Annotated in this window: 25 protein-coding genes and 3 tRNA genes; 15 read left to right on the forward strand and 13 right to left on the reverse strand. The window is 38.7% G+C overall.

From position 1 onward, the window contains the following. The first annotated feature begins 10 nt into the window (after positions 1 to 10). Both FAZ19_RS16500 and FAZ19_RS16505 read left to right on the forward strand, forming a co-directional pair. On the forward strand, positions 11 to 1,264 hold the full coding sequence (locus FAZ19_RS16500; RefSeq protein WP_136821852.1) for a M16 family metallopeptidase: 1,254 nt from the start codon (positions 11 to 13) through the stop codon (positions 1,262 to 1,264). After that, on the forward strand, positions 1,254 to 2,534 hold the full coding sequence (locus FAZ19_RS16505; protein WP_136821853.1) for a M16 family metallopeptidase: 1,281 nt from the start codon (positions 1,254 to 1,256) through the stop codon (positions 2,532 to 2,534). The genes FAZ19_RS16500 and FAZ19_RS16505 overlap by 11 nt, the downstream gene beginning before the upstream one ends. Here the strand turns inward: FAZ19_RS16505 and FAZ19_RS16510 are convergent. Then, positions 2,531 to 3,886 carry an exonuclease domain-containing protein gene (locus FAZ19_RS16510; RefSeq protein WP_136821854.1) on the reverse strand — a complete coding sequence of 452 codons (1,356 nt, stop codon included), beginning with the start codon at positions 3,884 to 3,886 and terminating at the stop codon, positions 2,531 to 2,533. The two genes, FAZ19_RS16505 and FAZ19_RS16510, sit on opposite strands and share 4 nt — an antisense overlap. Positions 3,887 to 3,971: 85 nt before the next feature. Here FAZ19_RS16510 and FAZ19_RS16515 point away from each other — a divergent pair, with 85 nt between their 5' ends. Next, positions 3,972 to 5,048, forward strand: coding sequence for an SGNH/GDSL hydrolase family protein (locus FAZ19_RS16515; protein ID WP_136821855.1), 1,077 nt, complete (start codon positions 3,972 to 3,974; stop codon positions 5,046 to 5,048). Between the two features lie 20 nt (positions 5,049 to 5,068). Here the strand turns inward: FAZ19_RS16515 and FAZ19_RS16520 are convergent, their stop codons facing one another. From FAZ19_RS16520 to FAZ19_RS16530, 3 genes are read right to left on the reverse strand one after another with little or no spacing between them, the layout of a single operon-like run. Next, complete coding sequence (locus FAZ19_RS16520; protein ID WP_136821856.1) at positions 5,069 to 5,800, reverse strand: tRNA threonylcarbamoyladenosine dehydratase; 732 nt, start codon at positions 5,798 to 5,800, stop codon at positions 5,069 to 5,071. Between the two features lie 2 nt (positions 5,801 to 5,802). Then, the gene (locus tag FAZ19_RS16525) at positions 5,803 to 6,459 is read right to left on the reverse strand and encodes a TatD family hydrolase (RefSeq protein WP_136821857.1); all 657 of its coding nucleotides are present in this window, start codon (positions 6,457 to 6,459) and stop codon (positions 5,803 to 5,805) included. A gap of 22 nt (positions 6,460 to 6,481) precedes the next feature. Next, the gene (locus FAZ19_RS16530) at positions 6,482 to 7,480 is read right to left on the reverse strand and encodes a 2-hydroxyacid dehydrogenase (RefSeq protein WP_136821858.1); all 999 of its coding nucleotides are present in this window, start codon (positions 7,478 to 7,480) and stop codon (positions 6,482 to 6,484) included. 145 nt (positions 7,481 to 7,625) lie between these two features. Here FAZ19_RS16530 and FAZ19_RS16535 point away from each other — a divergent pair, with 145 nt between their 5' ends. Continuing rightward, positions 7,626 to 8,111, forward strand: coding sequence for a glutathione peroxidase (locus tag FAZ19_RS16535; protein ID WP_136821859.1), 486 nt, complete (start codon positions 7,626 to 7,628; stop codon positions 8,109 to 8,111). Between the two features lie 71 nt (positions 8,112 to 8,182). Here FAZ19_RS16535 and FAZ19_RS16540 read toward each other — a convergent pair whose 3' ends face one another. From FAZ19_RS16540 to FAZ19_RS16550, 3 genes are all read right to left on the reverse strand, one after another. Beyond that, positions 8,183 to 8,599, reverse strand: a complete 417-nt coding sequence (locus FAZ19_RS16540; protein ID WP_229707622.1) for a nuclear transport factor 2 family protein — start codon at positions 8,597 to 8,599, stop codon at positions 8,183 to 8,185. Between the two features lie 100 nt (positions 8,600 to 8,699). Next, positions 8,700 to 9,113, reverse strand: a complete 414-nt coding sequence (locus tag FAZ19_RS16545; RefSeq protein ID WP_136821861.1) for a DUF6157 family protein — start codon at positions 9,111 to 9,113, stop codon at positions 8,700 to 8,702. A 23-nt stretch (positions 9,114 to 9,136) separates the two neighbouring features. Then, entirely contained in the window at positions 9,137 to 9,628 is a 492-nt protein-coding gene (locus FAZ19_RS16550; RefSeq protein WP_136821862.1) for a hypothetical protein, read from the reverse strand. A 331-nt stretch (positions 9,629 to 9,959) separates the two neighbouring features. Between FAZ19_RS16550 and FAZ19_RS16555 the strand changes: the two genes are divergently transcribed. The 5 genes from FAZ19_RS16555 to FAZ19_RS16575 all read left to right on the forward strand — a co-directional run bounded on the left by FAZ19_RS16555 (position 9,960) and on the right by FAZ19_RS16575 (position 15,797). Then, positions 9,960 to 10,553 (forward strand): YceI family protein, encoded by a 594-nt coding sequence (locus tag FAZ19_RS16555; protein WP_136821863.1) that lies wholly within the window; start codon positions 9,960 to 9,962, stop codon positions 10,551 to 10,553. Positions 10,554 to 10,580: 27 nt separating this feature from the next. Then, positions 10,581 to 11,969: a hypothetical protein gene (locus tag FAZ19_RS16560; RefSeq protein ID WP_136821864.1), complete on the forward strand. Its 1,389-nt coding sequence runs from the start codon at positions 10,581 to 10,583 to the stop codon at positions 11,967 to 11,969. A gap of 278 nt (positions 11,970 to 12,247) precedes the next feature. Further along, positions 12,248 to 12,838, forward strand: coding sequence for a hypothetical protein (locus FAZ19_RS16565; RefSeq protein ID WP_136821865.1), 591 nt, complete (start codon positions 12,248 to 12,250; stop codon positions 12,836 to 12,838). Between the two features lie 287 nt (positions 12,839 to 13,125). Further along, positions 13,126 to 13,199: transfer RNA gene (locus FAZ19_RS16570), tRNA-Arg, on the forward strand. 378 nt (positions 13,200 to 13,577) lie between these two features. Continuing rightward, a complete protein-coding gene (locus FAZ19_RS16575; protein WP_136821866.1) occupies positions 13,578 to 15,797 on the forward strand; it encodes a glycosyltransferase family 4 protein in 2,220 nt (739 codons plus the stop codon). Here the strand turns inward: FAZ19_RS16575 and FAZ19_RS16580 are convergent. Beyond that, a complete protein-coding gene (locus tag FAZ19_RS16580; RefSeq protein WP_136821867.1) occupies positions 15,794 to 17,260 on the reverse strand; it encodes a glycoside hydrolase family 130 protein in 1,467 nt (488 codons plus the stop codon). The genes FAZ19_RS16575 and FAZ19_RS16580 overlap by 4 nt on opposite strands. Positions 17,261 to 17,534: 274 nt before the next feature. On the opposite strand from FAZ19_RS16580, the gene FAZ19_RS16585 reads away from it, so the two are divergent. Continuing rightward, positions 17,535 to 18,323 (forward strand): patatin-like phospholipase family protein, encoded by a 789-nt coding sequence (locus FAZ19_RS16585; protein ID WP_136821868.1) that lies wholly within the window; start codon positions 17,535 to 17,537, stop codon positions 18,321 to 18,323. Positions 18,324 to 18,373: 50 nt separating this feature from the next. Here the strand turns inward: FAZ19_RS16585 and FAZ19_RS16590 are convergent, their stop codons facing one another. Beyond that, on the reverse strand, positions 18,374 to 19,198 hold the full coding sequence (locus tag FAZ19_RS16590; protein WP_136821869.1) for an alpha/beta fold hydrolase: 825 nt from the start codon (positions 19,196 to 19,198) through the stop codon (positions 18,374 to 18,376). Between the two features lie 168 nt (positions 19,199 to 19,366). On the opposite strand from FAZ19_RS16590, the gene FAZ19_RS16595 reads away from it, so the two are divergent. From FAZ19_RS16595 to obgE, 4 genes are all read left to right on the forward strand, one after another. Then, positions 19,367 to 19,440 (forward strand) — tRNA-Arg (locus FAZ19_RS16595). 159 nt (positions 19,441 to 19,599) lie between these two features. Then, positions 19,600 to 19,673, forward strand: a tRNA-Arg gene (locus tag FAZ19_RS16600). A 77-nt stretch (positions 19,674 to 19,750) separates the two neighbouring features. Beyond that, on the forward strand, positions 19,751 to 20,326 hold the full coding sequence (locus FAZ19_RS16605; RefSeq protein WP_136821870.1) for an adenylate kinase: 576 nt from the start codon (positions 19,751 to 19,753) through the stop codon (positions 20,324 to 20,326). Between the two features lie 12 nt (positions 20,327 to 20,338). Beyond that, the gene (gene obgE, locus FAZ19_RS16610) at positions 20,339 to 21,337 is read left to right on the forward strand and encodes a GTPase ObgE (protein ID WP_136821871.1); all 999 of its coding nucleotides are present in this window, start codon (positions 20,339 to 20,341) and stop codon (positions 21,335 to 21,337) included. Between the two features lie 72 nt (positions 21,338 to 21,409). Here the strand turns inward: obgE and FAZ19_RS16615 are convergent, their stop codons facing one another. Continuing rightward, positions 21,410 to 22,363 (reverse strand): acetyl-CoA carboxylase carboxyltransferase subunit alpha, encoded by a 954-nt coding sequence (locus FAZ19_RS16615; protein WP_136821872.1) that lies wholly within the window; start codon positions 22,361 to 22,363, stop codon positions 21,410 to 21,412. A gap of 221 nt (positions 22,364 to 22,584) precedes the next feature. Here FAZ19_RS16615 and FAZ19_RS16620 point away from each other — a divergent pair, with 221 nt between their 5' ends. Next, positions 22,585 to 23,454, forward strand: coding sequence for a mechanosensitive ion channel family protein (locus FAZ19_RS16620; RefSeq protein WP_136821873.1), 870 nt, complete (start codon positions 22,585 to 22,587; stop codon positions 23,452 to 23,454). Here the strand turns inward: FAZ19_RS16620 and coaA are convergent. The 3 genes from coaA to FAZ19_RS16635 form a co-directional block, all read right to left on the reverse strand. Continuing rightward, positions 23,441 to 24,394: a type I pantothenate kinase gene (gene coaA, locus FAZ19_RS16625; RefSeq protein WP_136821874.1), complete on the reverse strand. Its 954-nt coding sequence runs from the start codon at positions 24,392 to 24,394 to the stop codon at positions 23,441 to 23,443. The genes FAZ19_RS16620 and coaA overlap by 14 nt on opposite strands. Before the next feature lie 63 nt (positions 24,395 to 24,457). Continuing rightward, a complete protein-coding gene (locus FAZ19_RS16630; RefSeq protein WP_136821875.1) occupies positions 24,458 to 24,859 on the reverse strand; it encodes an OsmC family protein in 402 nt (133 codons plus the stop codon). A gap of 7 nt (positions 24,860 to 24,866) precedes the next feature. Next, positions 24,867 to 25,241 carry a methylglyoxal synthase gene (locus tag FAZ19_RS16635; protein WP_136821876.1) on the reverse strand — a complete coding sequence of 125 codons (375 nt, stop codon included), beginning with the start codon at positions 25,239 to 25,241 and terminating at the stop codon, positions 24,867 to 24,869.

Genomic DNA, 25,241 nt, shown 5'->3' on the forward strand with positions numbered 1-25,241 from the left:
CATACATTAGATGGTAAATTTCAACAGATTTCAATTAGATAACGGCCTCAACGTATTGGTACATGAAGATCATACCACAGCCATGGCAGTTGTCAATATTCTATACAATGTCGGCGCTCGCGACGAGTCTCCAGAACAAACAGGATTTGCTCACCTTTTCGAACACTTAATGTTTGGTGGGTCAGTTCATATTCCGGATTACGATAGTCCTTTGCAACAGGTCGGAGGAGAGAATAATGCCTTCACCAGCAATGATATAACAAACTATTATTTGACGCTACCTTCCAATAATCTAGAAACTGCTTTTTGGTTGGAAAGTGATCGAATGCTAAGCTTAGCATTTAGTGAACAAAGCCTGGAAGTGCAACGACAAGTAGTTTCCGAGGAATTTAAACAACGTTACCTTAATCAACCCTATGGCGATATGTGGTTGCGTTTAAGGCCGCTAGCTTATAAAGTACACCCCTATCGCTGGGCCACTATTGGTAAAGAGTTAAAGCATATTGAGGATGCTAGGATCGAAGACGTTAAAGCATTTTTCAATAAATTTTATACGCCAAGAAATGCCATTATGGTCGTCGCCGGAAAAGTGCATTTCGAACAGGTTAGATTATTAGCTGAAAAATGGTTTGGAAATATCCCTGCAGGTATTGCATATCATCGAAATCTTCCTCAAGAACCTGAGCAGGTAGAAGCTAGGAGAGAGGAAGTAGAAGCCGACGTTCCTGTGGATAGCTTACATATAGCGTTTCATGGTCCGGGTCGGTTATCTGAAGATTATCAGACCATGGATTTAATGTCCGATATTCTTTCTAGAGGAGCCTCTTCTCGTTTATATCGCTCATTAATCAAAGAAAAGCAATTGTTTAGCGAAGTGAATACATATGTGATGGGAAGTATTGACAATAATCTTTTTATCATAGAAGGTAAGCCATCGGCTAATGTCTCCCTTTCTGAAGCGGAGGCCGCGTTATGGGAAGCATTGGAAAAATTAAAAACGGAAGAGGTAGAAAATAAAGAACTGGAAAAAGTAAAGAATAAAATTGAATCCACTATGCTTTTTGCCGAGTTGTCAATCTTAGATAAGGCGATGAATCTGGCGTATTACGAATTATTGGGAGATGCAGAAGATTACAACAAAGAAGTCAGTAAATATCTGTCTGTGACCAAAGAGAACATCCGAAAAATTGCAAATCAACTTTTTAGAAAAGAAAACTCATCCACTTTGATATACCACGCGAAAGGAGGGCAGCATGCTGAATAGATTTACTGCCCCCGAATTCCAGACTATTAAAGACCTTACATTGGTGCATCCAGGGACTATCGATTACACCAATGGATTAAAAGCTTTTGTTTTTCAGGCAGCCGAACTTGATTTAATAAAGTTTGAATTTGTATTTGACAATGTGTTTGATAATACGGAAAATCCACTGTTAAATACGGTACTTTGTTCGATGCTCAAAGAAGGAACAAATACCTATACCAGTGCTGAGATTGCAGAGCATATTGACTTTTATGGGGCCTATTTGATACCTGAATATAGTTTTGACCATACGGCCCTGACATTATATACCATGCACAAGTACGTGGATAAAGTGCTACCGTTGGTCAAAGATACTTTAACGAATAGCATCATTCCGCAGAAAGAGCTGGATACCTATATTCGTAATAACAAGCAGTCTTTACTGATTTCATTGAAGAAGAACGATTTTGTAGCCCGACGCTTATTTTATCAGCATGTATTTGGACCAACTCGGTACGGAGTAGTTCCTACGCCAGAGACTTACGATGATATTAGTAGGGAAGCGCTTTTGGAACTTTACTATAAGCAGTTCCGACCAAATAATTGTACCCTCTTTATTGCCGGAAATGTCGATGATGCGGTACTTGGTTTGGTTGAAGATTTGTTTTCGGACAACTGGGGCGCATTAGCTGGATCTGCACATCCACATTCCTTTGAACCCTTCATACCGGAAGGTAAGCTTATTTTGGAGCCAAAAGCGGAAGCCTTACAATCCGCTATTAGGATGGGCGGATTGATGGTAAATCGAACGCATGCAGATTTTCCTGCAGTCCAGTTTGTTAATACCTTATTGGGCGGTTTCTTCGGTTCCCGTTTGATGGCGAATATCCGTGAGGACAAAGGATACACCTATAGTATCGGTTCAGCAGTAGGGAATTTGAAACATGGAGGTTTCTTCACTGTCGCTTCTGAAGTGGGCACGGCAGTCACGAAAGCTACCCTTGCCGAAATAGAAAATGAATTCGAGAATCTCCGGCAACGACAACCCTCGTTGGAGGAAGTGGAATTGGTGCGCAATTATTTATCAGGCGTTATGTTGGGATCACTGGAAAGTATATTTTCTCACGTCGATAAGTTTAAGGCCGTTTATTTTTCGGGATTGGATTTGAGTTATTACAGCTACTACAACAAGGTAATACAAGAGATAACACCGGCTAACGTGCAGGATATTGCTATACGTTATTTTGACTATTCTAAATTGGTGAAAATTGTCGTAGGCAAAATGGATTAGTTCTGGTCAGGGATTACCTTACCCGGAAATCTTTCGGCATATTGCAGAACGAGGCTTGTCATGTAATAGTTGCTCATGCAGCGGTCTTGTTCTGCTATTAAATCCTCGAATTGGGTAGCCTGATTTGAAGCCTCAATAAAACCAAAAGCATGCAGGCTATTGTTCTTATAATAGATGTAAGACTTTTCATCCAAATGGCGACCCTGATCCAATAATAAAAAAGTACTTTTTTTCCCGTTAATGTAGTCCGTTGCCTGCTGTACCCTGCCATTGTACTCATCTACCGGAGGTAATTTCTCATAGTCGATCTGGTGCTTTATTTCGGCCGCCGTCGAATAAAAAGTACATATTCTGGTATCGAGATCAAACTGCTCTATAAGCTGCAGCAGGAGCTGGTTTGCATCAGAAGCTCTTTCGAAATACTGAACAGCTGCTGCATTTTTACTGAACTTGGATACCAATAGACGAAGATATCCTTTCTGGTCTTCGTACTGCATCAAGCAAAATTTGGGTTCATACTTTTTAAGTGCGCTGTTATGCCGAGGCCAGTGCTTCTTGATCATTTGGCATTCCATTAGTAAAGCCATGAGCTCCGTTCCACTTTCTTCGAAGTCTATGGAACAGATGTCATTGATAAATGACTGTCGTCTTAAGGTACTGTTATTACCCGTAAAATGACTCAATACACGCTTCTTAATATTGATAGCTTTGCCTACATAAATGATTTTTCCATGTTTATCCCGAAAGATGTATATACCGGCCGACTCGGGTAATTTTGAAAAGTCCTCTTCATTGATGTGCGTTGGAAGGCGATGTTCTTTTGTCTTTTTGAGGGTAGATAAAATGAGTCCATCTTTATCCTCAAGTAATAATTTTTCAAACAAAATCACCGTTGCCTGTGCATCACCTAGGGCTCTATGCCTATCCTGTATAACGATTCCGAGGTTTTGACACAATTTACCCAAGCTATACGAGGCTAAATTAGGTATGATTTTGCGGGCAAGCCTAACGGTACACAACTTAGGCGCTTTCCAGTTGAATCCTGCTAATTTGAGTCCGTGAAAAATAAAAGAGTAATCGAAATTGACGTTATGGGCTACAAAAATACGCTTCTCCAATAATTCCAATATCCTAGGTGCGAGTTCATGAAACGAAGGTGCATTCTCGACCATCTCATCACTTATTCCGGTTAATACCTGTATGTGGTAGGGAATAGGTTGATGTGGGTTTATTAAGGTCTGGAATTTTTCAAGTACATGTTGCCCGTTATGAATAAGGATTGCTATTTCCGTAATCCCATTCCCTCCCGCATATGAACCTGTAGTTTCTATATCGACAATAGCATATTCCATAGATACAAACTTACTAAATATTTTAGTGTATTTTTAATTTCAAAATCTATTTAGTTAAATTATTCTTTTTTTATATCTTCAACATATGAAGAACTTATTTATCTATCTGTTGACATTTGCGAGTTGTGTATCTGTAGCCTTTGCGCAAAAGACAAAAGTAGTATATAACGAATTGCCTGTTTATGGAAAGCTCTTTGATACACCCTCCAAATACCATCGTGTAGATACCGTAAAATATAATGATCTACCAGTTCGTGTGAAGCATTTATTTACGAATAGTGCGGGTTTATTTGTCACATTTCGATCTAATTCTTCGTCCATATATGCTAAATGGTGTGTAACAGATGCTAAAGTATCTTCCAATCTTACATCGATTGCTCAAAAAGGTTTGGATGTATATATCAAAAATGCTGATGGTGAATGGCAATATGCTGGTTCAAAAGGAACCGCTAAAACATGTGACGAAGGTTCTCTAATAGCTAACCTAGATCAGACTGCGAAAGAATTTCTGGTATACCTGCCTTTATATGACGAAACCAGGTCTTTGAAAATAGGAGTAGAGGAGGGGGCTAGTTTCCTGCCACTACCGAATCCTTTTCAAAAGAATATCGCAGTATATGGGTCGAGTATTGTTCAAGGTGCATCTGCCGGAAGAGCAGGTATGGCTTATACAGCAATATTATCCCGACGTACAGGCCTAAATTTTATTAATCTTGGCGTAAGCGGTAGTGCGAAGATGGAGCCGGAGGTCGCACATATGTTGGCCGCCGGTACACCTGAGGTATTTATCTTAGACTGTGTCCCCAATTCCTTACCGGAAATTGTGTCAGAACGCACACAATATTTTGTAGAATACCTTCGTGCAAATCATCCCAATACGCCAATTATCATGATACCCTCGGTCGTGAGGGAATTAAGCTACTTTAATCAGGTTTGGAACAAACGGAATGCGGAACAGAATGCACAATTTAAAAAAGAATACGAAACCCTATTAACCAAAGGAATTAAGCATCTGTATTATCTGGATAGCAAGACACTACTGGGAACGGATCACGAAGGTACAACCGATGGAACACATCCCAACGATTTGGGATTCATGCGGATGGCCGATGAGATACAACCTTTCGTACTAGAGATCATGCAGAAGCATAATTTGCTCTAGGATTACGCTACGCGATAAGATTATTCTATTTTTTTATCAATCAGCTCACGGATGGCTACCGAAGCTATCGCACCTCCAAACGCTGCCGGAAGGTAGGACATGGTACCGTATGCCGATTTTTTGTAATTACTTCCATCCGTATAGAGTAAGGAAGATTTATCGGGTAATTCGGTTGAAAATGCCACTTTTACCCCTTCACGTATATCGTGTTTTTGTAATTTTTTACGAATATGGCGCGCCAGTTTACAGTTATAGGATTTACTGATATCTGCAATTTTAATTTTGGTTGGATCCACTTTACCTCCTGCTCCCATAGAACTCACGAAAGGAATTTTTTCTGCATAGGCAGATCGGATTAAAAATAATTTTGGGGTAATACTGTCTATCGCCTCCACGATATAATCTGGTTTTAATTCCAGTAGCGCGGGGATACGTTCTGGAATCACAAATTCTTCTACCACGTTCAGTTGTAGCTCCGGATTGATATTTAACAGCCGTTCTTTCATAATCTGTGCTTTGGATACGCCGTGGTTGGTAGCCAGCGCCGGAAGTTGCCTATTGCGGTTGGAGGGATCTACCGTATCTCCGTCGATCACCGTCATTTTTCCTACTCCTGCACGACAGATGAATTCTGCTGCAAATGAACCTACACCACCCAAGCCCAATACCATCACATGCGAATTGGCTAATTTTTCTAATGCTTCGCGTCCTATCAACGCCTCTGTTCTTGATAACCAAGATAAATCTTCCATAGTTATAAATAGGAATACTTAAATACGTTTTGAAAATTTTGTGCCAGTTCATTTCTGAGTTGATCTATCGAAATTTTACGAGCGGCGCAAAAATACGTATAAATATCTACTATGCTAATAGATTTATCATCCGTTTCTAAGAAAATTTTCTCCAGCGGAAGATTGGTAATTAAATTGTTTTTAGCTCCTTTCAGCATATCAGCTCCCAAACTGATTAGATAACCTTGCTTTAATACCGATTGTGCTAAGGCTATATTTTTATTAAAACCGTGGAAAATAACCGGAACAGTTACTTTTTGTTGCAGCAGTACCTGAAAGGTCTCTTGGTAGGCACGTACACAATGGATGATAAGGGGCTTACCTATAATATTTGCCAACTGGATCTGTTGCTCAAAACACTTGATTTGCTTTTCCCACTTTGTTTTAGTGAGTTTATCCAATCCACATTCGCCAATAGCAAGTACGTTTTCTCTTGCAGCATACGTTTCCAATGCGTTGCATTGTTTGTCAAAATCGATATCAATATACCAAGGGTGTATGCCTACAGAGCAGGCAACGGAAGGAAAATAATCTTTGCCGACTATACAGTTTTGCAGGGACAATACGTCATGTTGTTCATTCCTACAATGTGTATGGATATCTATATATGGAGTATGCATATTGTAACGATAAAAGCTACAGTTATGTGAGCATGGACGGAGCGTTATCAGCCATTTGCCCTGTGCTGATTTTAGCAATATTTTCCAATGTTACTTCTGCAATTTCTTTGAGGGCTTCTTCTGTAAAGAATGCTTGATGCGCAGTAATAAGCACATTTGGAAAGCTCATTAATCGTTGAATATTATCGTCTAGGATGATATTGGTAGAGAGGTCTTTAAAAAATAGCATTTCTTCCTGTTCGTACACATCAATACAAAGTGCGCCTATCCGTTTTGTTTTCAATCCTTCGATAATATCCACTGTGTTAATTAAACCACCGCGGCTGGTATTTATGAGCACAACACCCGGTTTCATCAGGTTAATCGTCTGTTGATTGATTAGATAATGATTTTCTGGTGTTAACGGACAGTGTAATGAAAGAATGTCTGCCCCCTCCAATACATGTTCTAACGAGGTGTACTGTACGCCTTGTTCAATGAGGCTATTGTCGGGATAAATGTCATGTGCCCATATTTTACAGCCAAAGCCCAGCATGATCTTCACAAAGGCCTTACCTATTTTGCCAGTTCCGATTACACCTACCGTTTTTCCCTTCAAATTAAAACCCAACAAACCGTTGAGTGAAAAATTCTGCTCACGCACTCGGTTATAGGCTTTATGTGTTTTTCTGTTCACCGTAAGCAACATCGCTACCGTATGTTCCGCAACTGCTTCCGGAGAATAGGCCGGAACCCGACATACCGCGATTCCAAGTCTTTTGGCGGCATCAATATCTACATTGTTAAATCCTGCACATCGCAATGCAATAATCTTTACGCCATTATTTGATAACGTCTCTATTACTTCTACATTTAATTTATCATTCACAAATACACATACGGCATCGGTATTTTTTACCGCATTGGCAATATGCGGTCCCAGATGCGTATCATAATAGTCGATCGTGAAGCCGTGATTTTCGCTAAGGCGATCAAAAAATATTTTGTCGTACGGTTGGGTAGAGAAGAAAGCAATTTTCATGGTGTATATCTATAACAGTATTATTTTTATCAGATCGACTTTTATCAGATTGATTTAAATATACAGAATTAATCCATAAGCTAACTGCGTTAAGATCGTTAATACAAAGTATTTTATCTAAATTTAACAAAAATACAATCAGAATATGCCCAGTAAATTTCATCAATTAAGTGCGAAATCGCCGCAAGGCGTACCTATATCAATGGAGGATTTTGACGGAAAGGTACTGTTGATCGTAAACACAGCAACTAAATGTGGCCTAGCTCCTCAGTTTGATGGCTTGGAAGTGCTGCATCAAAAGTATAAGGATAAGGGATTGGTCATATTGGGCTTTCCTTCGGATCAGTTTGCAGGACAGGAACCTGAAACAAATGAATCCATGGAACAGACCTGCAAGGTGAACCATGGTGTAACATTTCAACTCATGGAAAAATGTCATGTAAACGGATCGACTACCCATCCTGTATTTGAGTTTCTAAAGAAAGAACTTGGTGGTTTTTTCGGAAGTCGAATTAAATGGAATTTTACTAAATTTTTAGTGGACAAAAATGGAATCCCTTTCAAACGTTACGCACCGATTACAAAACCCCAAGATATAGAAAAAGACATTATCTACCTTCTTCAATCATAAAAAAGTTATGGCGGTTTTTCACCGCCTTATTCTTCTATTTAACGTGTTATTGGTGGGTGTTCTACACCGTACTAAGGTAATTTAAATGCTTGACGAGCCAATAATTGCCATTGATTGTTGGTTTTTACCCAAGTCAATACAATCCCCAATTTTATATTTGCTTTGCCTTTTCCTGGATCGTTTGTGGTAGCACTTAAGGTATGACGTACGATAGCCGTTTTGTCTACTATCTGAATGGTCTGTTTTGTAAGTTGGATATCTTCAAATACAGAAGCACCAGAAACAAAAGTCTGCACGAAATCAGCTTTTGTTTCCATTTTTCCACTGGAATGCCCGTAGGAGAGGTGGTCCGACGCCAATCTGTTTAATGTAGTACCTTCGGCTTTAAGCATGGCTTGGGTCAATTCCTCCACCGCCTTTTCGACTTCCTTTGCAAGTTTATCCTGCGCCGACGCATTATAAACAACAGTTGTAAGAATTAAACTCATTATGAGCAAAGATATCTTTTTGTTTAGCATGATTTGATAATATATGTTTATTCTCAAACTTAACGAATTTGTAGCCTTTTCACAAGTGTTAGTTGGATAATTATCTGCTTGATTTCATCGCTTTTAAAACTTTCAGATTCTCATCTACTGCTAATTTTCGATATAAATCGCTTTGAACGCCCAGTATCGCCATCTTACCGTAATGGTCATAATTGATACCCCAGCCGTATCGTTTTGTCAATGGAGAGGCTCGGAAGCATGGCTGGCCTTTTGAGAAAAACTTTTCTCTGGCTTCTGGATACTCACTTTCTATGAGGTTGCTCTGTTCGGCAAATACCTGAAACAATACGTCGTCAGAAGTATAGGCATAAGGGTTTTTACTGATCATCTCAAACTGTAAGTTAGCTACTGTCTTGGTATCCCCTTTTGTAGGAGGCGCTACCCCGATCGGTGTGGGATAATCATCCGCGACAGCTATAAATGTATTCGTGTAATTTGTGGTATGGGTTTTCATGATGATTTCTCTTTTGACAGATATTATTTAATTGGAACTTTTCTGTTTTCAAAATATTTTCGGGTATATGTTCCCGGAATCGCATGATCGCCCTCCTTAAAATCAAAATAAACGAATTTGATTCCGTTCAATTCGGTTAGCGTATAGGTGGCTATAGCCATAAAACTATTCGCGCCCGTCGTACCCATCTCCTGTGTCATATAGGTAGAATTATCCATTTTTACGTATATGGTATCATCAGATAGCTTTACAAAATCTAATTTTAATTTATCCCCATTTTCAGCATTCAATAAGTTGATCAAATCCAGAGGGTTTAACGAATCATTCGACATCGACCGGTTTTTTATCGCAACGTCTTTATTGTAATCGTAGCTCCAGATGGGAGAAGGGAGGGTAGTCAAAAGTGGGGTGCTTTCTTTTTCGAGTGTATCTGTTGCATTTTCATTGGTTCTGGTGGCGCGGTTACAGGATGAGATCATTGCATATAAAAGTATGATCATTAAAGGACGTTTCATATGATATTCTGTTTTATGTACTAATATATAAATGAATTATTAATCCGGTTGTTTTAAATTTTTTATATTCTATGCCATATGCTTTCTAATACGCCTTCCTGTGATTTGACTGATAATTGTGTCTTCCGTCATTATCTCCCATATCTAGTCTTATTTTTTTTAACTTAATTCACTTATAATTAGTGTTTTACATTTTATTTTTGTTATTCACAAAAGGTCAGGAAGATTATATTTTGACCTGTCTTACCGCACGACGGAATCGGGTCGTCCTACCTACTTTTGAGTAAACGAAAGACATCACAATAATTTAATAATTATTAATAACAAACATATGAACACATCACGAACTAAAACAAAGATTTTCCAATTTGGCGCCTTGCTTGTTATAGGCCTGTTGTCCATTACAACTTCCTCCGGGCAGACCAAATATACCGGAAATAGCGGTAATGTTACTATCGATGGTACTTCTACACTCCACGACTGGAACATGAAATCGGCCAATGGGCGGACTGAGGTAACCATGACGTTAAAGAATGGTCAGATCACAGATGTTTCTGCATTGAGCTTTACCGTAGATGCCACAAGTCTAAAAAGCAATAAATCGGGGTTGGACAAAAATGCCTATAAAGCATTGCATACCTCAACAAGTAAAAATATAACATATAAAGCTACATCGGGTACGGTGAGCAAATCCGGTGGTCACTACATCATTAAAACCAATGGTACCTTGAGCATCGGTGGCACAACAAAGCCACTGGCCTTGTCTTCTGCCGCTACCGTAAATTCTGACAATATCGTATCTGTAAAGGGTAGCGCGACATTCAATATGTCAAATTATGGCGTTACTCCACCTACAGTGATGATGGGTACCATCAAAACGGGCGACGAAATTACGATTACATACGATACGAAATTGAAGAACTAAATCTTGTTAACGATAAAATATACTATTATGAAATTTACAAAATTACTATCGCTATGCGCCCTTTCCATGCTACTAAATCCGCTTGCGGGTCTAGCACAAGAAGAGAAAGAAATTGATGAATTTATGACCTTTGGAGAGCCATCGTTTTTCAGGCCATACGACAAAAAAGGTATTCATGTATTTGAAACAACAAAGGGTGATTATGATAAACCCTACACCGGCAGAAAACTTAATTTGGGCGCAGGTTTTACCATGCAATTCCAATCTTTAAAAAACGAAAATCCAGGCGCGCTGAATAGCGGATCGATGGAGGTAAATGCCTTAGCGCCGCTGAAGCCTGGCTTCATGACCTCTCAGGCTAATTTATATATCGACGTACAATTGGCAGAGGGTATCCGCATGAACCTCACAAACTACCTGTCATCACGTCACCACAACGAATTCTATGTAAAAGGAGGCTACCTCCAAGTCGATAAGATTCCTTTTATAGAAAGTGATTTATTGGATAATCTGATGCGGTATACCACCATTAAGGTGGGGCATATGGAAATCAACTACGGTGACGCGCACTTCCGTAGGCCTGATGGCGGACACACCTCCTATTCCCCTTTTATGGAAGGTAATATCATGGACGCCTTCGCAACCGAAATGGCTGCTGAGGTATACCTGCAGCACAACGGTTTATTCGGCATGATAGGTCTATCCAATGGTATGATCAAAGGTAGCGTAGACTCCTTAGCGGTGAATACCGATGAAACCGATAAACGGAATCCTTCTGTTTATTTTAAAGGAGGTATCGATAAGCAAATAAATGATATTACTCGTGTGCGTCTATCAGGAAGCTGGTATCATAACTCCGGAACGAATGGAACAGGTCTAACCATGTATGCAGGCGACCGTACCGGATCAAACTACCAAAATGTCATGGAGCAATATTATACAGCAGCCGGTGTGGCCAAGGCGGGTACAGCGATGTATTCTTCAGGCCGGTTTAATCCCAATTTAAATGGTCAACTCGATGCGATAATGATTAATGCGTTTGCAAAGGTGGAAGGATTTGAACTCTTCGGAACGTATGAAATTGCCAAAGGTTATGCTAAAAATGAAGGACTAACCGACAACGAAGTAGAAGCGCGTACAGCTACTCAATTTGCCATAGAAGGTATCTATCGTTTTGGAAGCTATGAGAACTTTTTCGCCGGATTGAGGTATAACACGGTGCAATCTAAGTTGTACAACTATGAAGAAAAGGTGAATGTCGATCGCTTCGCTGTTGGAGCGGGGTGGTTTATGACAAAGAACATCATGGTAAAAGGCGAGTATGTTAATCAGAAATACAGCGATTTCAAAAATACAGACTATCGCCATAATGGCAAATTCAATGGTATAGTATTGGAAGCCGCTATATCATTCTAGGAATAATGTGTGAGCGTATCTGAAAAGTGAATAATCGTCATCGTGAGGAAGAAGAATAACGACGAAGTAATCTAAGCGAGTTATCTATTTAGATCGCTTCGTTGCTCACGTCTCGCGATGACGAGATTTGAAATTCCTGAAATTTTTAGATAACCTACTATTTATCCCGATTCTCATCAGCCAGAATAAACTCAGTGACCGCCAAAGGCAGCTGCGAAATAAATCGATCTCATTGATGCCGTGAAAGACGAACAATGGATCAATAAAAAAATAAACGGATGAAAAATTTATTACTCCTAGTTGTTTTTATTCTAAGTAACTCTTTTACAGAATTTCCTGCTACAAAAAAAGAGTATACCTTTAAAGTGATGAGCAATAGCTACATCATTATCAATGGTAGCTCGAATGTCAATAAATTTGGATGTAAAGTCCTAAAACCTTTGCAAACCAAACCGTTAAAGGCTTTGATTACGTCCAATTATAAAGTTGATCTTGACGGAGCTATTCGCGTAAAGGTAGATGAGTTTGACTGTGAAAATAATATTTTGAATAGAGATTTGAGAAAAACGTTGAAAGCCGCAACCCATCCTTATATGACGGTCTATTTCAAATCACTGGATCAAATTCCGTTTACAGAAGGAGAGGATACTATAAATGGAACTATTGTTATTGAGTTGGCAGGTACAGCTAAAGAGTTTAAAATCCCTCTTTCATTTATTAAAAAAGGAAATCTTTACCAAATGAAAGGAAATAAATCTTTTACTTTTTCGGATTTTAAACTTTTGCCACCCAAGAAAGTTGGAGGACTTATTAAGGTAAAAGATGAGTTTAAAGCGATTTTTATGCTTTCACTCCAGTATCTGGAGTAACTACAGGCACTATGTGTGGGTGGCTTTTTTAACTTACTACTGATTAGGTATTTTAGATATAAAATTATCAGATGTCAAAGTCGATGAGTTGCGGTCGGGTGTATGACTGTCAAAGAGTAGATTTTGGAAGTTAATACACTATATTTTTTTAATGAATTCAATAAATGATAGATAAATTGAAGACTATTTATTTGGAATGCAGTTAGTTAATATTAACGCGCGAAAAATTACTTTTTTTATTTTGCAGATCACCCGGCAAATAGCTACTTTTGCTTCATTAAAACGAAGCGCCCATAGCTCAGCTGGATAGAGCAACGGTTTTCTAAACCGTCGGTCTCAGGTTCGAATCCTGATGGGCGTACTTAAAAGCTTTTCTATCGACCGTAGGAGAGCTTTTTTTACTAATAACTTTATTTCCTAATCTGCTTCTTTCTTTCAACAACCATGTCAAAAGTTAAATTTCTTTATAACAAAGAAGATGTTTATGAGCGGCAATCTGCTTGTCTACATAATGGACAAAGGATGTGACCTACATAGTAAAACAGGATGAAAGACATGGTTTCGCAAAAGAGACATTAGTAAATACCAAATATAAGTGTATCTTTAGCTACATTAACGAAAGGCACCTCGCTAAGAGGTGCTTTTTTTATGGCCTAAAGCGGCCATCGCATAGTATATTCGATAAATCATAAAACTTTTCACTCATTCAATTGCTATAGTACCATACTAGACATCCATCATGAAAATCGCTTACATTAGTTCGTATCATCCCAGGCAATGTGGAATAGCTACGTTCACCCACGATATTTTTTCAGCTATCTCATTCAATGACACATCTCCTAGAATAGAACAACATATTTTCGCATTGACGGATGAAGGGGAGAAGTATGAATACCCGGATGAGGTTGTATTTTCCATTGAGCAACAGGAAGAAGACGATTACATTAAAGCAGCAGAATACATAAATACAAATGCTTATGACGTATGTATGCTCGAACACGAGTATGGCATTTTTGGGGGTAAAAGTGGCGCGTTTGTGCTTTCATTGTTGGATCACCTGCACATTCCGTTGATTGTCAACCTACACACGGTGCTAGAAACACCGACCGTTGATGAGCGGTCAATTTTAATGCGTATTGCACATCGCGCCTCCAAGATTGTAGTAATGAGCCAGTTTGCTATTGAGCTACTTAGTCGGGTCTATAAGATAACGGAAACGAAAACATTATGCATCCCTCACGGCGTCCCTCAATTTGTGGTCAAGCATCGGGATGCAAAGAATCAGCTAGATCTTGCCGACCGCAAAGTAATTATGACCTTTGGCTTCATCGGTAGAAGTAAGGGGATTGATGTAGCTATACGAGCGCTTCCTGCTGTAGTAAATAAATTTCCCGAGGTTTTATATCTAGTTGTCGGCAAAACGCATCCAAATATTCTAAAACAGGCCGGCGAAGAATATCGCGAATCCTTGGAAGCGCTGGTTGTGGAGCTTAACCTTCAAAATAATGTTCGTTTTGTAAATTCCTTCGTTGATATAACGGATCTATCACTTTACCTATCTGCCTGTGACATCTATATAACTCCCTATGTTAATGAAGCACAGATTACGAGTGGTACTTTGTCCTTTGCAGTCGGTGCAGGGGCGGCAGTCCTATCTACCCCATATTGGCATGCGAAAGAAATGTTGGCTGAGGGAAGGGGAGTACTTTTTGATTTTAACGACTCCGAAAATTTAGCAGCTATCATCGTAGAGCTATTTTCGAACGCAGATAAGCTAAACGGTATTCGTGGAAAAGCACATGAGTATGGTCAGGAACTTTCTTGGCAGAAACTGGGTGTAAGGTATTTGGACCTATTTGAAAAGGTGGTACTTCGAGAAACCGAAAAAAGTGCACAAAATTCAATAACGGAACTGATACAAGAACTTCCAGAATTTGATCTAATGCACATAAAAAGGCTCACTAATCATGTCGGTATCCTACAGCATGCTCGGTATGCGACGCCAAACTATCACCACGGGTATTGTCTAGATGATAATTGCCGTGCCATGTTACTTACACTAATGGCGTATGAAACTGAACCATCGGAAGAACTATGTGAGTTGATGTCTATTTACCTAAGTTATGTACATTACATGCAGATGGATAACGGAAAATTCCGGAACTTTATGTCCTTTGCTAATGCTTTTCTAGACGCAGAGGGTACCGAGGATTCCTTTGGACGCACCATCTGGTCTTTGGGATATTTATTAAAAACCGCACCCCTGCCGGATTTTTATCAAATTGGAAAAGAGCTATTCTTTAATGCCGTTCCGCATTTCCGCAGTTTGAAATCGGTGCGTGCGGTTGCCTATACCATGCTGGGGGTAGTTTGTTATCTTGAATATCAACCGAATGATAAAGATATATTAGATGAATTGTGTACGATGGCTCATTATATTGCTAACGAATATAGACAAAATTCAACTGAAAATTGGCGATGGTTTGAGAAGATAATATCCTATGATAATGCGCTCTTGCCGCTCAGTATGTTGAAGGCAGGCAAAATATTGAAAGACGATTCATTAATAGAAGTGGGAATGAAAAGCTTTGGATTTCTAGATCAATTGCTTTTCGATAAGCACTATTTGTCGATCATCGGGAATACCAATTGGTACGTAAAAGATTCGGGAAAAAGTAAATTTGGTCAACAGCCAATTGAGGTATCGACTGTCGTATTGCTCTATCATCAAGTGTACGAAATGACATTAGAAGAAAAGTACTTAACACGGATGGTGCAGTCGTTTCAGTGGTTCTTAGGAAGAAATGAACTCAACCTCAGTTTGTATGATTCGGAAACAAAGGGCTGCTGTGATGGGTTAGAGAGTCATGGTTTGAATCGAAATCAGGGTGCTGAAAGTACCATCTGTTTCTGGATTTCATATTTGGACGTGAAGCGCGTCCTTACCACACTGATCTAGGAGTTAATCAATGCAGTAAGGAGTTCTTCTAACGATACCGTGGCGTAGGTGGAGGCGTAATCCGACATGGCATAAGGAATGATGAGATGTCCATTATGGACGATTTGACCACATGAATATACGACATTCGGAACATAGCCCTCTCGCTCTTCCGTATTGGGGTATAATAGCGGCTCTTTTAGTTTGCCTATAATTTTTGTAGGATCTTCCAGATCAAGCAGAGTGGCGCTGATCGTATACTCGCGCATAGGACCCACGCTGTGCGTCAGCAACAGCCAACCTTTATCTGTTTCTATCGGCGAGCCGCAATTGCCCAATTGTATAAATTCCCAAGGGTATTCAGGCTGTCTCAGCAAGGTGATATCTTCCTGCCAGTGATTGATGTTGTCTGAGAAAGCGATATAGTTGTTTTCTCCATCTACTCGACAAAGCATTGCATACTTTCCATTAATTTTACGAGGAAAAAGCGCAGCACCTTTGTTTGCTATTTTACCATTAATGGGCAATACTTTGAAGTGTATAAAATCTTTGGTAGACAATAGTTTTGGTAAGATGGTGAAACCGTCATAAGCGGTATATGTTGCATAATAGGTAATCCGACCTTTTTCATCGATAAAACGGACAAAACGTGCATCTTCAATTCCTCGTTTTTCCGTATCACTAATTGGAAAAATAACGCGCTCGGAGATCGAGGTATCTAGGGAATAGGTCATTTCGTAATGGGAGGAAGCAAGCCACAGAATTTGATGCATCAATGTTTCACTGTCTGCACTTAATTCATTCTCCTGCTGTATTTCCAGAACATACCGACGTAATTCCTCATATGTAAAAGATTCCGCTAGCTTGTTCTTGATGATTTCTAATACACATTCTTCCGGATAGTGCATCTGGAATAGTTTATTGACAAAATCTTCTTTTTGATACCGATGACTTTTGATTACTTTGGGCTTTTCCAATAATTCACCAATCGTATCTAAATGAATGTTCAAATCTTTATCGATAATAGCAGACCTAAATACAATAGATGAAACATGTCCTTCGCCTGTAGCTCTAAAACTTAAAATTATTCTTTTTTCGCCTTCTCGTAATTGTGTCTGGTCGATGTCTTCTACTACAGAAGGATTGAAGAAAGCTGCTGCTTCAATGGAGTATTCCATTGTAAAATAGGAACCGATTAGTAGTTTTTGTTTATATGATATATCTGTATCTTGTATTTCCATTCCGTGAAGAATGGATTGTGTTCGCTTGTAATTCTTTTCCAAGATAGAAACGACACTGCGGTGGCGTTTTGAAAAATTACGGAATACTTGGTTTAAGGTGTCGCTCTGCTGTTGTTTACTCATGCTTAACACACGATTAACTACTTTTATCGAACGTTCTACACTTAAATCAAAATATCGAGCCAAAACACGTCGAGGGTCGGGTTTGAAGAAGATGTTTTTTCTAATGATATTAAGGGTCATCTGGTTTTTTATTATATAACGGTAAAATATTATGAATTGTTTGAATTTTTATTTATAATCTGTTCCGAAGTAGATTTGTTACATTTGAAAAGAACGAAGGATAAAAAAATTAATGTGATCGAACTAAGTAAAATTTGGCAATATGTTGCAGCATGCAATGCTCTCCCGCGTATCTCTATAAAAGAGCCGTGTGTAATACCATTCGCGTGGGATTTTAACAATTTAGTTTATTTATATTAGAAATGCACTAAAAAAATAAAGAAACTTAACTTATATGAAGCAAAAAATATCTTTGGTATTGGGGAGTGGAGGCGCGCGGGGTATCGCGCACATAGGTGTTATTAAGCTTTTGGAAGAACGCGAACTGGAGATTGATGAAATCGTAGGGTGTTCAATAGGCTCTTTGGTTGGCGCAGCCTATGCAGAAGGAAAAATAGCATTGCTCGGAGATTGGATGAGTAAATTGACCAAAAGAGATGTATTTAGATTACTCGATTTCTCGGATCCGCGTTACGGATTATTCAAAGGAGCGCGTGTATTAGAAACATTGCATGAAGTTTTTGGAGATGTTAATATCGAAGACCTTCCTATCAAATATACTGCTGTAGCCACAGATTTGCGAAATGACAAGGAGGTACTCATAAGAGAAGGAAGTATATATCAGGCTATCAGAGCTTCTATTGCAATACCGGCTGTATTTACAGGAATTGATTTGAACGATCGGTATTTGGTAGATGGTGGTGTACTGAATCCTGTGCCAGTCAATCACGTCCAGAATAAGGAGAATATTATTATTGCCGTCAATCTCGACGGTCGACTGGATGCAAGTTTAATCAAGACAGCAAAAAAACTCAATGCAGTAGCTTTGTTACAAGAATCTTACTATTCTATGCGTAGGAGGTTAAGCGAAATAAGCTTGGAACTTTATAAGCCAGACTACACTATCCACATTCCACATAATATGGCCGGTATATGGGATTTTGATCGCTCAGCCGAGTTTATCGAAAAAGGTTACAGACTGGCAGCAGATGCTATCCCAGATGAAATTCTTCGAAAAGTATGACAAAGGATCTTATCACAATAATTGTCAGCGCCAGTGTTATGATGTATAATTTAATATTGCAATAAAAAGGCATTCATTTGTTTATTGAAAGCTACAGGATCTTCCACATTTGGGAGGTGTCCGCAATTATCCAATTCAGTGAATTGCGATCCTTTTATTTTTTCTTGCATTTTTTCCATAGGTTCTCTAGGCGTGATTTTGTCGGCAGAACCTCGTAAAATTAACGTAGGAACGTTGATTTTTTTTAAAACATCTGAGGTATCTGTGCGAGAAGCTAACGCCAGAAGGGTAGCACATATATTATTCACGGTATTTCGTCTAATGCTACTTTTTATCATTTCGACGGCTTCTGGACGCTTCTCAATACTATCTTTGGCAAAAACGTTGTCTATAAAACCGATTGCAAAAGGTCTTCGTCCATGCTGAAGGACAGATTGTATCGTGTCAAAACGTTTCTGCTTACCGATATTATCATCTGCAAGATGATGAGTATCACACAGCATTAACCCAGTAATTTTTTCAGGGAACAATTCGTAAGCCCGAAGGACAATATACCCTCCCATAGAAATCCCACATAACGTCACATTGTAAAGGTCCAATTTTTCGATAAATACACCGAGATCTTTAGCGAATACATCAATACTAAAAAAACCGTGACCGCTTGTCGTTAGTCCATGTCCTCGTATATCTACTGCGATCCCCGTGATATTGTCTTCTAACGATTCCAATTGCTCTTTCCACATATTTTTATTGAAAGGAAATCCGTGAAGAAAAATAACCGTTTTCTCATTTTTCTCGCTTGCCTTTTTTATATAATAAGAGATGCTGATATCACCTATTCGGATCTTATTCGTACGAATTATGCGTTCTGTCATAAAAAAATATTAAGGTATAAATATTATAAATATATTGATATCAACAATATAGCAAAAATATTGTTTTTAACGGTCGAAAAAAGTTTAAAATAATTTGCAAAAACTAAAAAAGTGGCGATATTTGCATCATCAAAACCAATAAATGGTGTTGATTTTAAATAAAATGCTGCGCTCATAGCTTAATTGGATAGAGCACCTGACTACGGATCAGGAGGTTAGGGGTTCGACTCCCTTTGAGCGCACATTATCTCTTTCAAAAAGTTTACTGACCTGACTTTTCTTCCTTTTACATTCTTCTATTAGATTCCTTAATGTAAAAAAAATTTGCTATAAACTATATATTTACCTATATTTGCATCACCAAAACAAAAAGGACTATTAGTACTTAAGTGATGGCTGCCGCGCTCATAGCTTAATTGGATAGAGCACCTGACTACGGATCAGGAGGTTAGGGGTTCGACTCCCTTTGAGCGCACCTAGTAACTGAAAAGCCTAATTCTTTAAAACGGGATTAGGCTTTTATTTTTGTCATAATATTAACAACTAAAACTTATGCTAAACCTCGTGTTATTCGGGCCTCCAGGAGCAGGAAAAGGTACTCAATCAGAAAAACTTATTGACAAATACCGACTGGTACATGTTTCTACAGGAGATATTTTTCGTTCGCATATTAAGAATCAAACCAGTTTGGGTCAGCAGGTAAATCAAATAATAGCCGAAGGAAATTTGGTGCCTGATTCGATAACCATAGCTATGTTGGAGGAAGAAATTAAAAAAAATCCGCACGCAGAGGGTTTTATTTTTGATGGATTCCCACGAACCGTTGCTCAAGCAAAGGCTTTAGATAATTTTTTAATGGATAATAATACCTCGATCACTGGAGTTATCGCTTTGGATGTAACTGAAGAGGAACTGACCCAACGTATTGCTAAACGGCAGGAAATATCTGGAAGGGCTGATGATGCTGCTGATAAACTTAAAAAGCGTATTGAAGAATACTTTAGTAAAACTATCCACGTGTTACCTTATTATGATGAGCAAGGTAAATTGTCTAAAGTGAATGGGATTGGTGATATCGAAACTATTTTCGCTGAATTGTCAGCTGTTATTGATGAATATAATGCTTAATTTTTAATCAATATGGCGCAAGGCTCGAATTTTGTTGATTATGTAAAAGTGTGTTGTCGTTCGGGACATGGAGGAGCTGGCTCAGCGCATTTGCACCGCGATAAGCATACCGCTAAGGGTGGGCCGGATGGAGGAGATGGTGGTCGCGGTGGTCATATTATTCTTAAGGGCTCATCCCAGCATTGGACCTTATTGCACTTGAAATATAGAAAGCATATTATTGCCGCAGATGGTGAGCGTGGAGGAGCTGCATTGCGTTCAGGAGCTACCGGAGCGGATGAAATTTTAGAAGTTCCGTTAGGCACCGTAGCTAAAGACGCAGAAACAGGGGATATTCTTTTTGAGATTACAGCGGAAGGTGAAACACAAATCCTGACCCCTGGAGGGAAAGGAGGATTAGGTAATTGGCATTTTAAGTCAGCAACCCAACAAACACCTCGACATGCTCAACCTGGTATAGCCGGTAAAGAACAGTGGATTATTCTTGAATTAAAGGTTTTAGCCGATGTAGGACTTGTTGGTTTTCCCAATGCAGGTAAATCGACGCTATTATCGGTAGTATCGGCTGCAAAACCGGAGATTGCAAACTATCCATTTACCACATTAGTCCCTAATCTGGGCATCGTGGGCTACCGAGAAAGTAAGTCGTTTGTGATGGCTGACATTCCTGGGATTATTGAAGGGGCATCACAGGGCAAAGGTTTGGGATATAGGTTTTTGAGGCATATCGAGCGGAATTCTGTCCTGCTGTTTATGGTGCCTGCAGATACCGATCGTACTATTGCGGAAGAGTACGAAATTCTTCTGAATGAGTTGACGACATACAATAGCGAATTGTTGGATAAGCCTCGGGTTCTGGCTGTGACAAAGGTGGATATGTTGGATGAGGAACTAGAGAATGAAATGAAGGTACAAATCCCTGCTAAAATACCGTATATTTTTATCTCTTCCGTAACAGGTAAAAACATTCAAGAGTTAAAAGATATGCTTTGGAAGGCAATTAATTCCTAACAGTTTGCAAAGAATTTTAAAGGCTAATCAAATTTTACTTAATTAGCCTTTAATTTACCAATATTATTACACCTATTCGTTCACCACGCCCATTTTGCTGAATTTGTCAATACGATCGGCAACTAATGTATTGGGATCTTTAGCTTTGAGAATACTTAAATCGCTTAAAATTCTATCTTTCACATTTTGAGCGGCAACTAGTGGGTTTTGATGTGCCCCACCTAAAGGTTCAGCAATGATACCATCAATTAATCCATTACCCAGCATATCTTTTGCGGTAAGTTTTAAAGATTCAGCAGCTTTCTCCTTTTGATCCCAACTACGATACAAAATAGAAGAACAGGATTCTGGAGAAATCACAGAATACCAAGTGTTATCCATCATGTAAACTCGATCACCGATACCGATCCCTAAAGCTCCACCAGAAGCTCCTTCACCAATTACGATACAGATTACGGGAACTTTTAATACAGACATTTCTAGCAGGTTTCGCGCAATTGCTTCTCCTTGGCCTCTTTCTTCCGCTTCTATACCTGGATAGGCTCCCATTGTATCGATAAGCGTGACTACTGGTTTATTAAACTTTTCAGCCATTTTCATCAAGCGCAATGCTTTACGGTATCCCTCCGGATTTGCCATACCAAAGTTACGGTATTGCCTTTCTTTCGTATTTTTCCCTTTTTGATGACCGATTACCATGACAGAGTGACCACCTATAGAAGCGAAGCCACCTACTATTGCTTTATCATCTTTAACTGTACGATCGCCGTGTAATTCCACAAAGTCGTCACAGATCATTTCGATGTAATCGAAGGTTTGAGGACGTTCTGCATGCCGTGACATCTGAACCTTTTGCCATCCAGTCATGTTATTGTATATCTCGTGTTGTGTAATTTCTAATTTTTCTTCTAGCTCACGTACGGTTGCACTCATGTCCACTTTCGTTTTCTCGGCTACCTGCTGTACTTTTTCTATCTGTGTTTGCAAATCTGCAATTGGTTTTTCAAAATCAAATGTTGTTTCCATATAAAAACTCGTTCACTTTAAGCAAGCTAAGTTAGTGTATTTTTGTCTATTTTAAAATATTCACCATAAAATGAATTGCTCGATACTGTAGAAAAATCGCGCGCGTATTACAGATATTCATGATATAATAAACTTAAATTTAGCTAAGTTTAAGTGAATAATTAGAAATTCATAAGCAGCATTCTAAATAATTTGTTAGTTTAGTATATTATGTTTATTGTATGTTAGAGAAAGAAAATAAGAATAAAATACCGGTCTCTTTTATTTTGAAAATTGTCGCGGGGATCCTGTTAGTAGGTTTTTATTTGCAGTTTGAGAATCAAATTAATGAAAATAAATGGCTTCAGGTCATCAAAGGTTTAAATAGCTTTTTGATTCCCAGTATATTACTATCTGTTTCCCGTTTTGTTGTGATTGCACTATATAATGCACAACATGCGAACAAGGCAGTAAGAGGTAATTTTGTTTTGGGAATAAATCGGCTTACTGCTATCCTAAATGCAGTGTTTGCGATAATAGCAATTATGATTGCATTAGGCATAAATCCTGTTGAATTTATCACCAGTCTGACCATTGTTGCGATGGCGATAGCAGTATTATTCCGCGATTACATTACGAATCTGATAAGTGGATTATTCATTATGTTCTCCGAGCAGCTTTCTGTAGGCGACCGTATCAAAATAGGAGATCATAAGGGGAGAATAATGGATATTACTTTTGCAAATATCATAGTGCAGAATGAGGAGGATGATATTGTCATGGTACCCAACAATCTAGTTTTTTCCAATCCTACCGTTAATTTATCTGCTCATCGGTCTAATTTGTTTGCGGTAAAATTTGAACTACCGCTACATGCTGCTACCGAAATAGATAAATTGGAAAATGAAATACAGGCAGTAGTATTGAATCATCCAAATTTAGCCAAAGAAAGCGATATTATATTGAATGTTGAGGAAATAGGGAAGGATTTTGTTCGTTATAAAATAGAATTACACGCTGTAACCAGTAGTAACCGTTTACATAAACAATTGGAAAATGAGCTTTTGAGGCAAATTCTTATTTTTGAAAAAGCGTTAATTAAATCTTCCTGACTTTAATTGTTTTCACAAAGTGTCGAGAGCTCTTTTCTAAAATTAGATCCGCACGATACTTAGTTGGCAAAATATTATCCCGAAGATTTGGGCGATTGATCTCGTTCCAAATATGATTGGCCATTTGGATACTTTTTTCTTGAGATAAATTGGCGTACTTGTGAAAATAGGATGAAGGATCTTGGAAAGCTGTTGTGCGTAAGGATTCAAACCGGCTGATATACCAATTGACAATATCTTTTTCTGCCGCATCTACATAAATGGCGTAATCAAAAAAGTCAGAAACGAATACTCCAGGACCTTGCACCCGCTGCGAATTGACTTGCAGCACATTTATTCCTTCTACAATCAGAATGTCGGGATTTTGTATTTTTTGTTTTTTATGCTCTTGTATATCATATTCCATGTGCGAGTACACAGGTACAGTAACAGTCTTTTTTCCTGATTTTATGGATGAGAGAAAATTTAACAGACTTTTCGTATCATAACTTTCTGGAAAACCTTTTCTATTCAATATGTTTCGTTCAATAAGAACATTATTGGGGTACAAAAAACCATCAGTAGTTACCAATTCCACCTTAGGTTTACTTGGTAATAACGATAATACTTTTTTTAATACACGGGCAGTTGTACTTTTTCCCACTGCTACAGAACCAGCGATCCCAATGATGAAAGGTAATTTTTGTTGAGTCCGCTGGAAAAAACTATTATTGTTGTCACGGAGCGCCGCATAGTTATTTATGTGAAGCTCTAAGAGATGAGCCAAAGGGAAATATATCTCTTCGATCTCCTGTATATTCAGCGGCTCATTTAACGCGTGTAATTGATCAATATCCTGAGCAATTAGGGTATGATTAAAATGCCCATTCAGGCTCTTCCACTCTTCTCTTTCGAAAGTTTGATAAGGGCTACTGAAAGTTTGCTCGCTGATAAGTGTCATGAAAATATGCGTTGATATTAAATTTTTGTTAAATATACGCTGTCTATGTGAAAATTCTCAAAATTAAATCATATTACTCTCTATAATAATGGGGTTGGTAAGTATTTTGTGAATGGGACATTTGTCAGCTATTCTATAAATACGCTGTTTTTGCTCGAGTGTCAAATCACCCGAAATAATGATGTGACAGCGAATGAATGTCGTTTGTTGTTGTTCACTTTTTTTTACTTCTGATGACAACCGTACTTCCACCTTCTCCAATGGCCAATTTTTTCGATCCGCATACATACGCATTGTCATGGCTTTACAGGTTCCTAGAGAAGATAGCAGCAGTGGGGTAGGTGAGAAACCTCTATCTTTACCACCCAGTTCTTCGGGTTCGTCAACTATTATAATGTGCTTATCAAAATTGATCTCCGTAGTATATTTTTCTTTCCCGATGGTAACGATAACATCTTTCGTCATTTTGCTATTATAAATTATCTTCTAAAAGGCCTTCGATTATTAATGAACCTGTACCCGGATTGGTGGCTAGAGGTACATTGTACAGATCACAGATTCGCATCAACATCTGAATATCCGGTTCGTGTGGATGCTTGCCTAATGGGTCTCTGAAAAATATTATACCATCAATTTTTCCTTCAGCAGCTAAAGCAGCTATTTGCGCATCACCACCTTTAGGGCCGCTTAATTTGAGCTCAACAGGAAGGCCAGTTTGCTGGATATAAGATCCAGTCGTACCTGTTGCGACGAGCTTTGCTTTACGTAGATATTCGATATGGTCTTTTACAAAACCCACCATTTCCGCTTTTTTACCGTCGTGGGCAATCAGTGCAATTGTCTTCAT

This window comes from Sphingobacterium alkalisoli, from assembly GCF_005049105.1.
GTDB lineage: Bacteria > Bacteroidota > Bacteroidia > Sphingobacteriales > Sphingobacteriaceae > Sphingobacterium > Sphingobacterium alkalisoli.

Excerpts from the sequence above, each read along its gene's own strand:
- FAZ19_RS16500 (WP_136821852.1), top strand. The coding sequence starts at position 11 with ATGGTAAATTTCAACAGATTTCAATTAGATAACGGCCTCAACGTATTG.
- FAZ19_RS16505 (WP_136821853.1), top strand. The coding sequence starts at position 1,254 with ATGCTGAATAGATTTACTGCCCCCGAATTCCAGACTATTAAAGACCTT.
- FAZ19_RS16510 (WP_136821854.1), bottom strand. The coding sequence starts at position 3,886 with ATGGAATATGCTATTGTCGATATAGAAACTACAGGTTCATATGCGGGA.
- FAZ19_RS16515 (WP_136821855.1), top strand. The coding sequence starts at position 3,972 with ATGAAGAACTTATTTATCTATCTGTTGACATTTGCGAGTTGTGTATCT.
- FAZ19_RS16520 (WP_136821856.1), bottom strand. The coding sequence starts at position 5,800 with ATGGAAGATTTATCTTGGTTATCAAGAACAGAGGCGTTGATAGGACGC.
- FAZ19_RS16525 (WP_136821857.1), bottom strand. The coding sequence starts at position 6,459 with ATGCATACTCCATATATAGATATCCATACACATTGTAGGAATGAACAA.
- FAZ19_RS16530 (WP_136821858.1), bottom strand. The coding sequence starts at position 7,480 with ATGAAAATTGCTTTCTTCTCTACCCAACCGTACGACAAAATATTTTTT.
- FAZ19_RS16535 (WP_136821859.1), top strand. The coding sequence starts at position 7,626 with ATGCCCAGTAAATTTCATCAATTAAGTGCGAAATCGCCGCAAGGCGTA.
- FAZ19_RS16540 (WP_229707622.1), bottom strand. The coding sequence starts at position 8,599 with ATGAGTTTAATTCTTACAACTGTTGTTTATAATGCGTCGGCGCAGGAT.
- FAZ19_RS16545 (WP_136821861.1), bottom strand. The coding sequence starts at position 9,113 with ATGAAAACCCATACCACAAATTACACGAATACATTTATAGCTGTCGCG.
- FAZ19_RS16550 (WP_136821862.1), bottom strand. The coding sequence starts at position 9,628 with ATGAAACGTCCTTTAATGATCATACTTTTATATGCAATGATCTCATCC.
- FAZ19_RS16555 (WP_136821863.1), top strand. The coding sequence starts at position 9,960 with ATGAACACATCACGAACTAAAACAAAGATTTTCCAATTTGGCGCCTTG.
- FAZ19_RS16560 (WP_136821864.1), top strand. The coding sequence starts at position 10,581 with ATGAAATTTACAAAATTACTATCGCTATGCGCCCTTTCCATGCTACTA.
- FAZ19_RS16565 (WP_136821865.1), top strand. The coding sequence starts at position 12,248 with ATGAAAAATTTATTACTCCTAGTTGTTTTTATTCTAAGTAACTCTTTT.
- FAZ19_RS16575 (WP_136821866.1), top strand. The coding sequence starts at position 13,578 with ATGAAAATCGCTTACATTAGTTCGTATCATCCCAGGCAATGTGGAATA.
- FAZ19_RS16580 (WP_136821867.1), bottom strand. The coding sequence starts at position 17,260 with ATGACCCTTAATATCATTAGAAAAAACATCTTCTTCAAACCCGACCCT.
- FAZ19_RS16585 (WP_136821868.1), top strand. The coding sequence starts at position 17,535 with ATGAAGCAAAAAATATCTTTGGTATTGGGGAGTGGAGGCGCGCGGGGT.
- FAZ19_RS16590 (WP_136821869.1), bottom strand. The coding sequence starts at position 19,198 with ATGACAGAACGCATAATTCGTACGAATAAGATCCGAATAGGTGATATC.
- FAZ19_RS16605 (WP_136821870.1), top strand. The coding sequence starts at position 19,751 with ATGCTAAACCTCGTGTTATTCGGGCCTCCAGGAGCAGGAAAAGGTACT.
- obgE (WP_136821871.1), top strand. The coding sequence starts at position 20,339 with ATGGCGCAAGGCTCGAATTTTGTTGATTATGTAAAAGTGTGTTGTCGT.
- FAZ19_RS16615 (WP_136821872.1), bottom strand. The coding sequence starts at position 22,363 with ATGGAAACAACATTTGATTTTGAAAAACCAATTGCAGATTTGCAAACA.
- FAZ19_RS16620 (WP_136821873.1), top strand. The coding sequence starts at position 22,585 with ATGTTAGAGAAAGAAAATAAGAATAAAATACCGGTCTCTTTTATTTTG.
- coaA (WP_136821874.1), bottom strand. The coding sequence starts at position 24,394 with ATGACACTTATCAGCGAGCAAACTTTCAGTAGCCCTTATCAAACTTTC.
- FAZ19_RS16630 (WP_136821875.1), bottom strand. The coding sequence starts at position 24,859 with ATGACGAAAGATGTTATCGTTACCATCGGGAAAGAAAAATATACTACG.
- FAZ19_RS16635 (WP_136821876.1), bottom strand. The coding sequence starts at position 25,241 with ATGAAGACAATTGCACTGATTGCCCACGACGGTAAAAAAGCGGAAATG.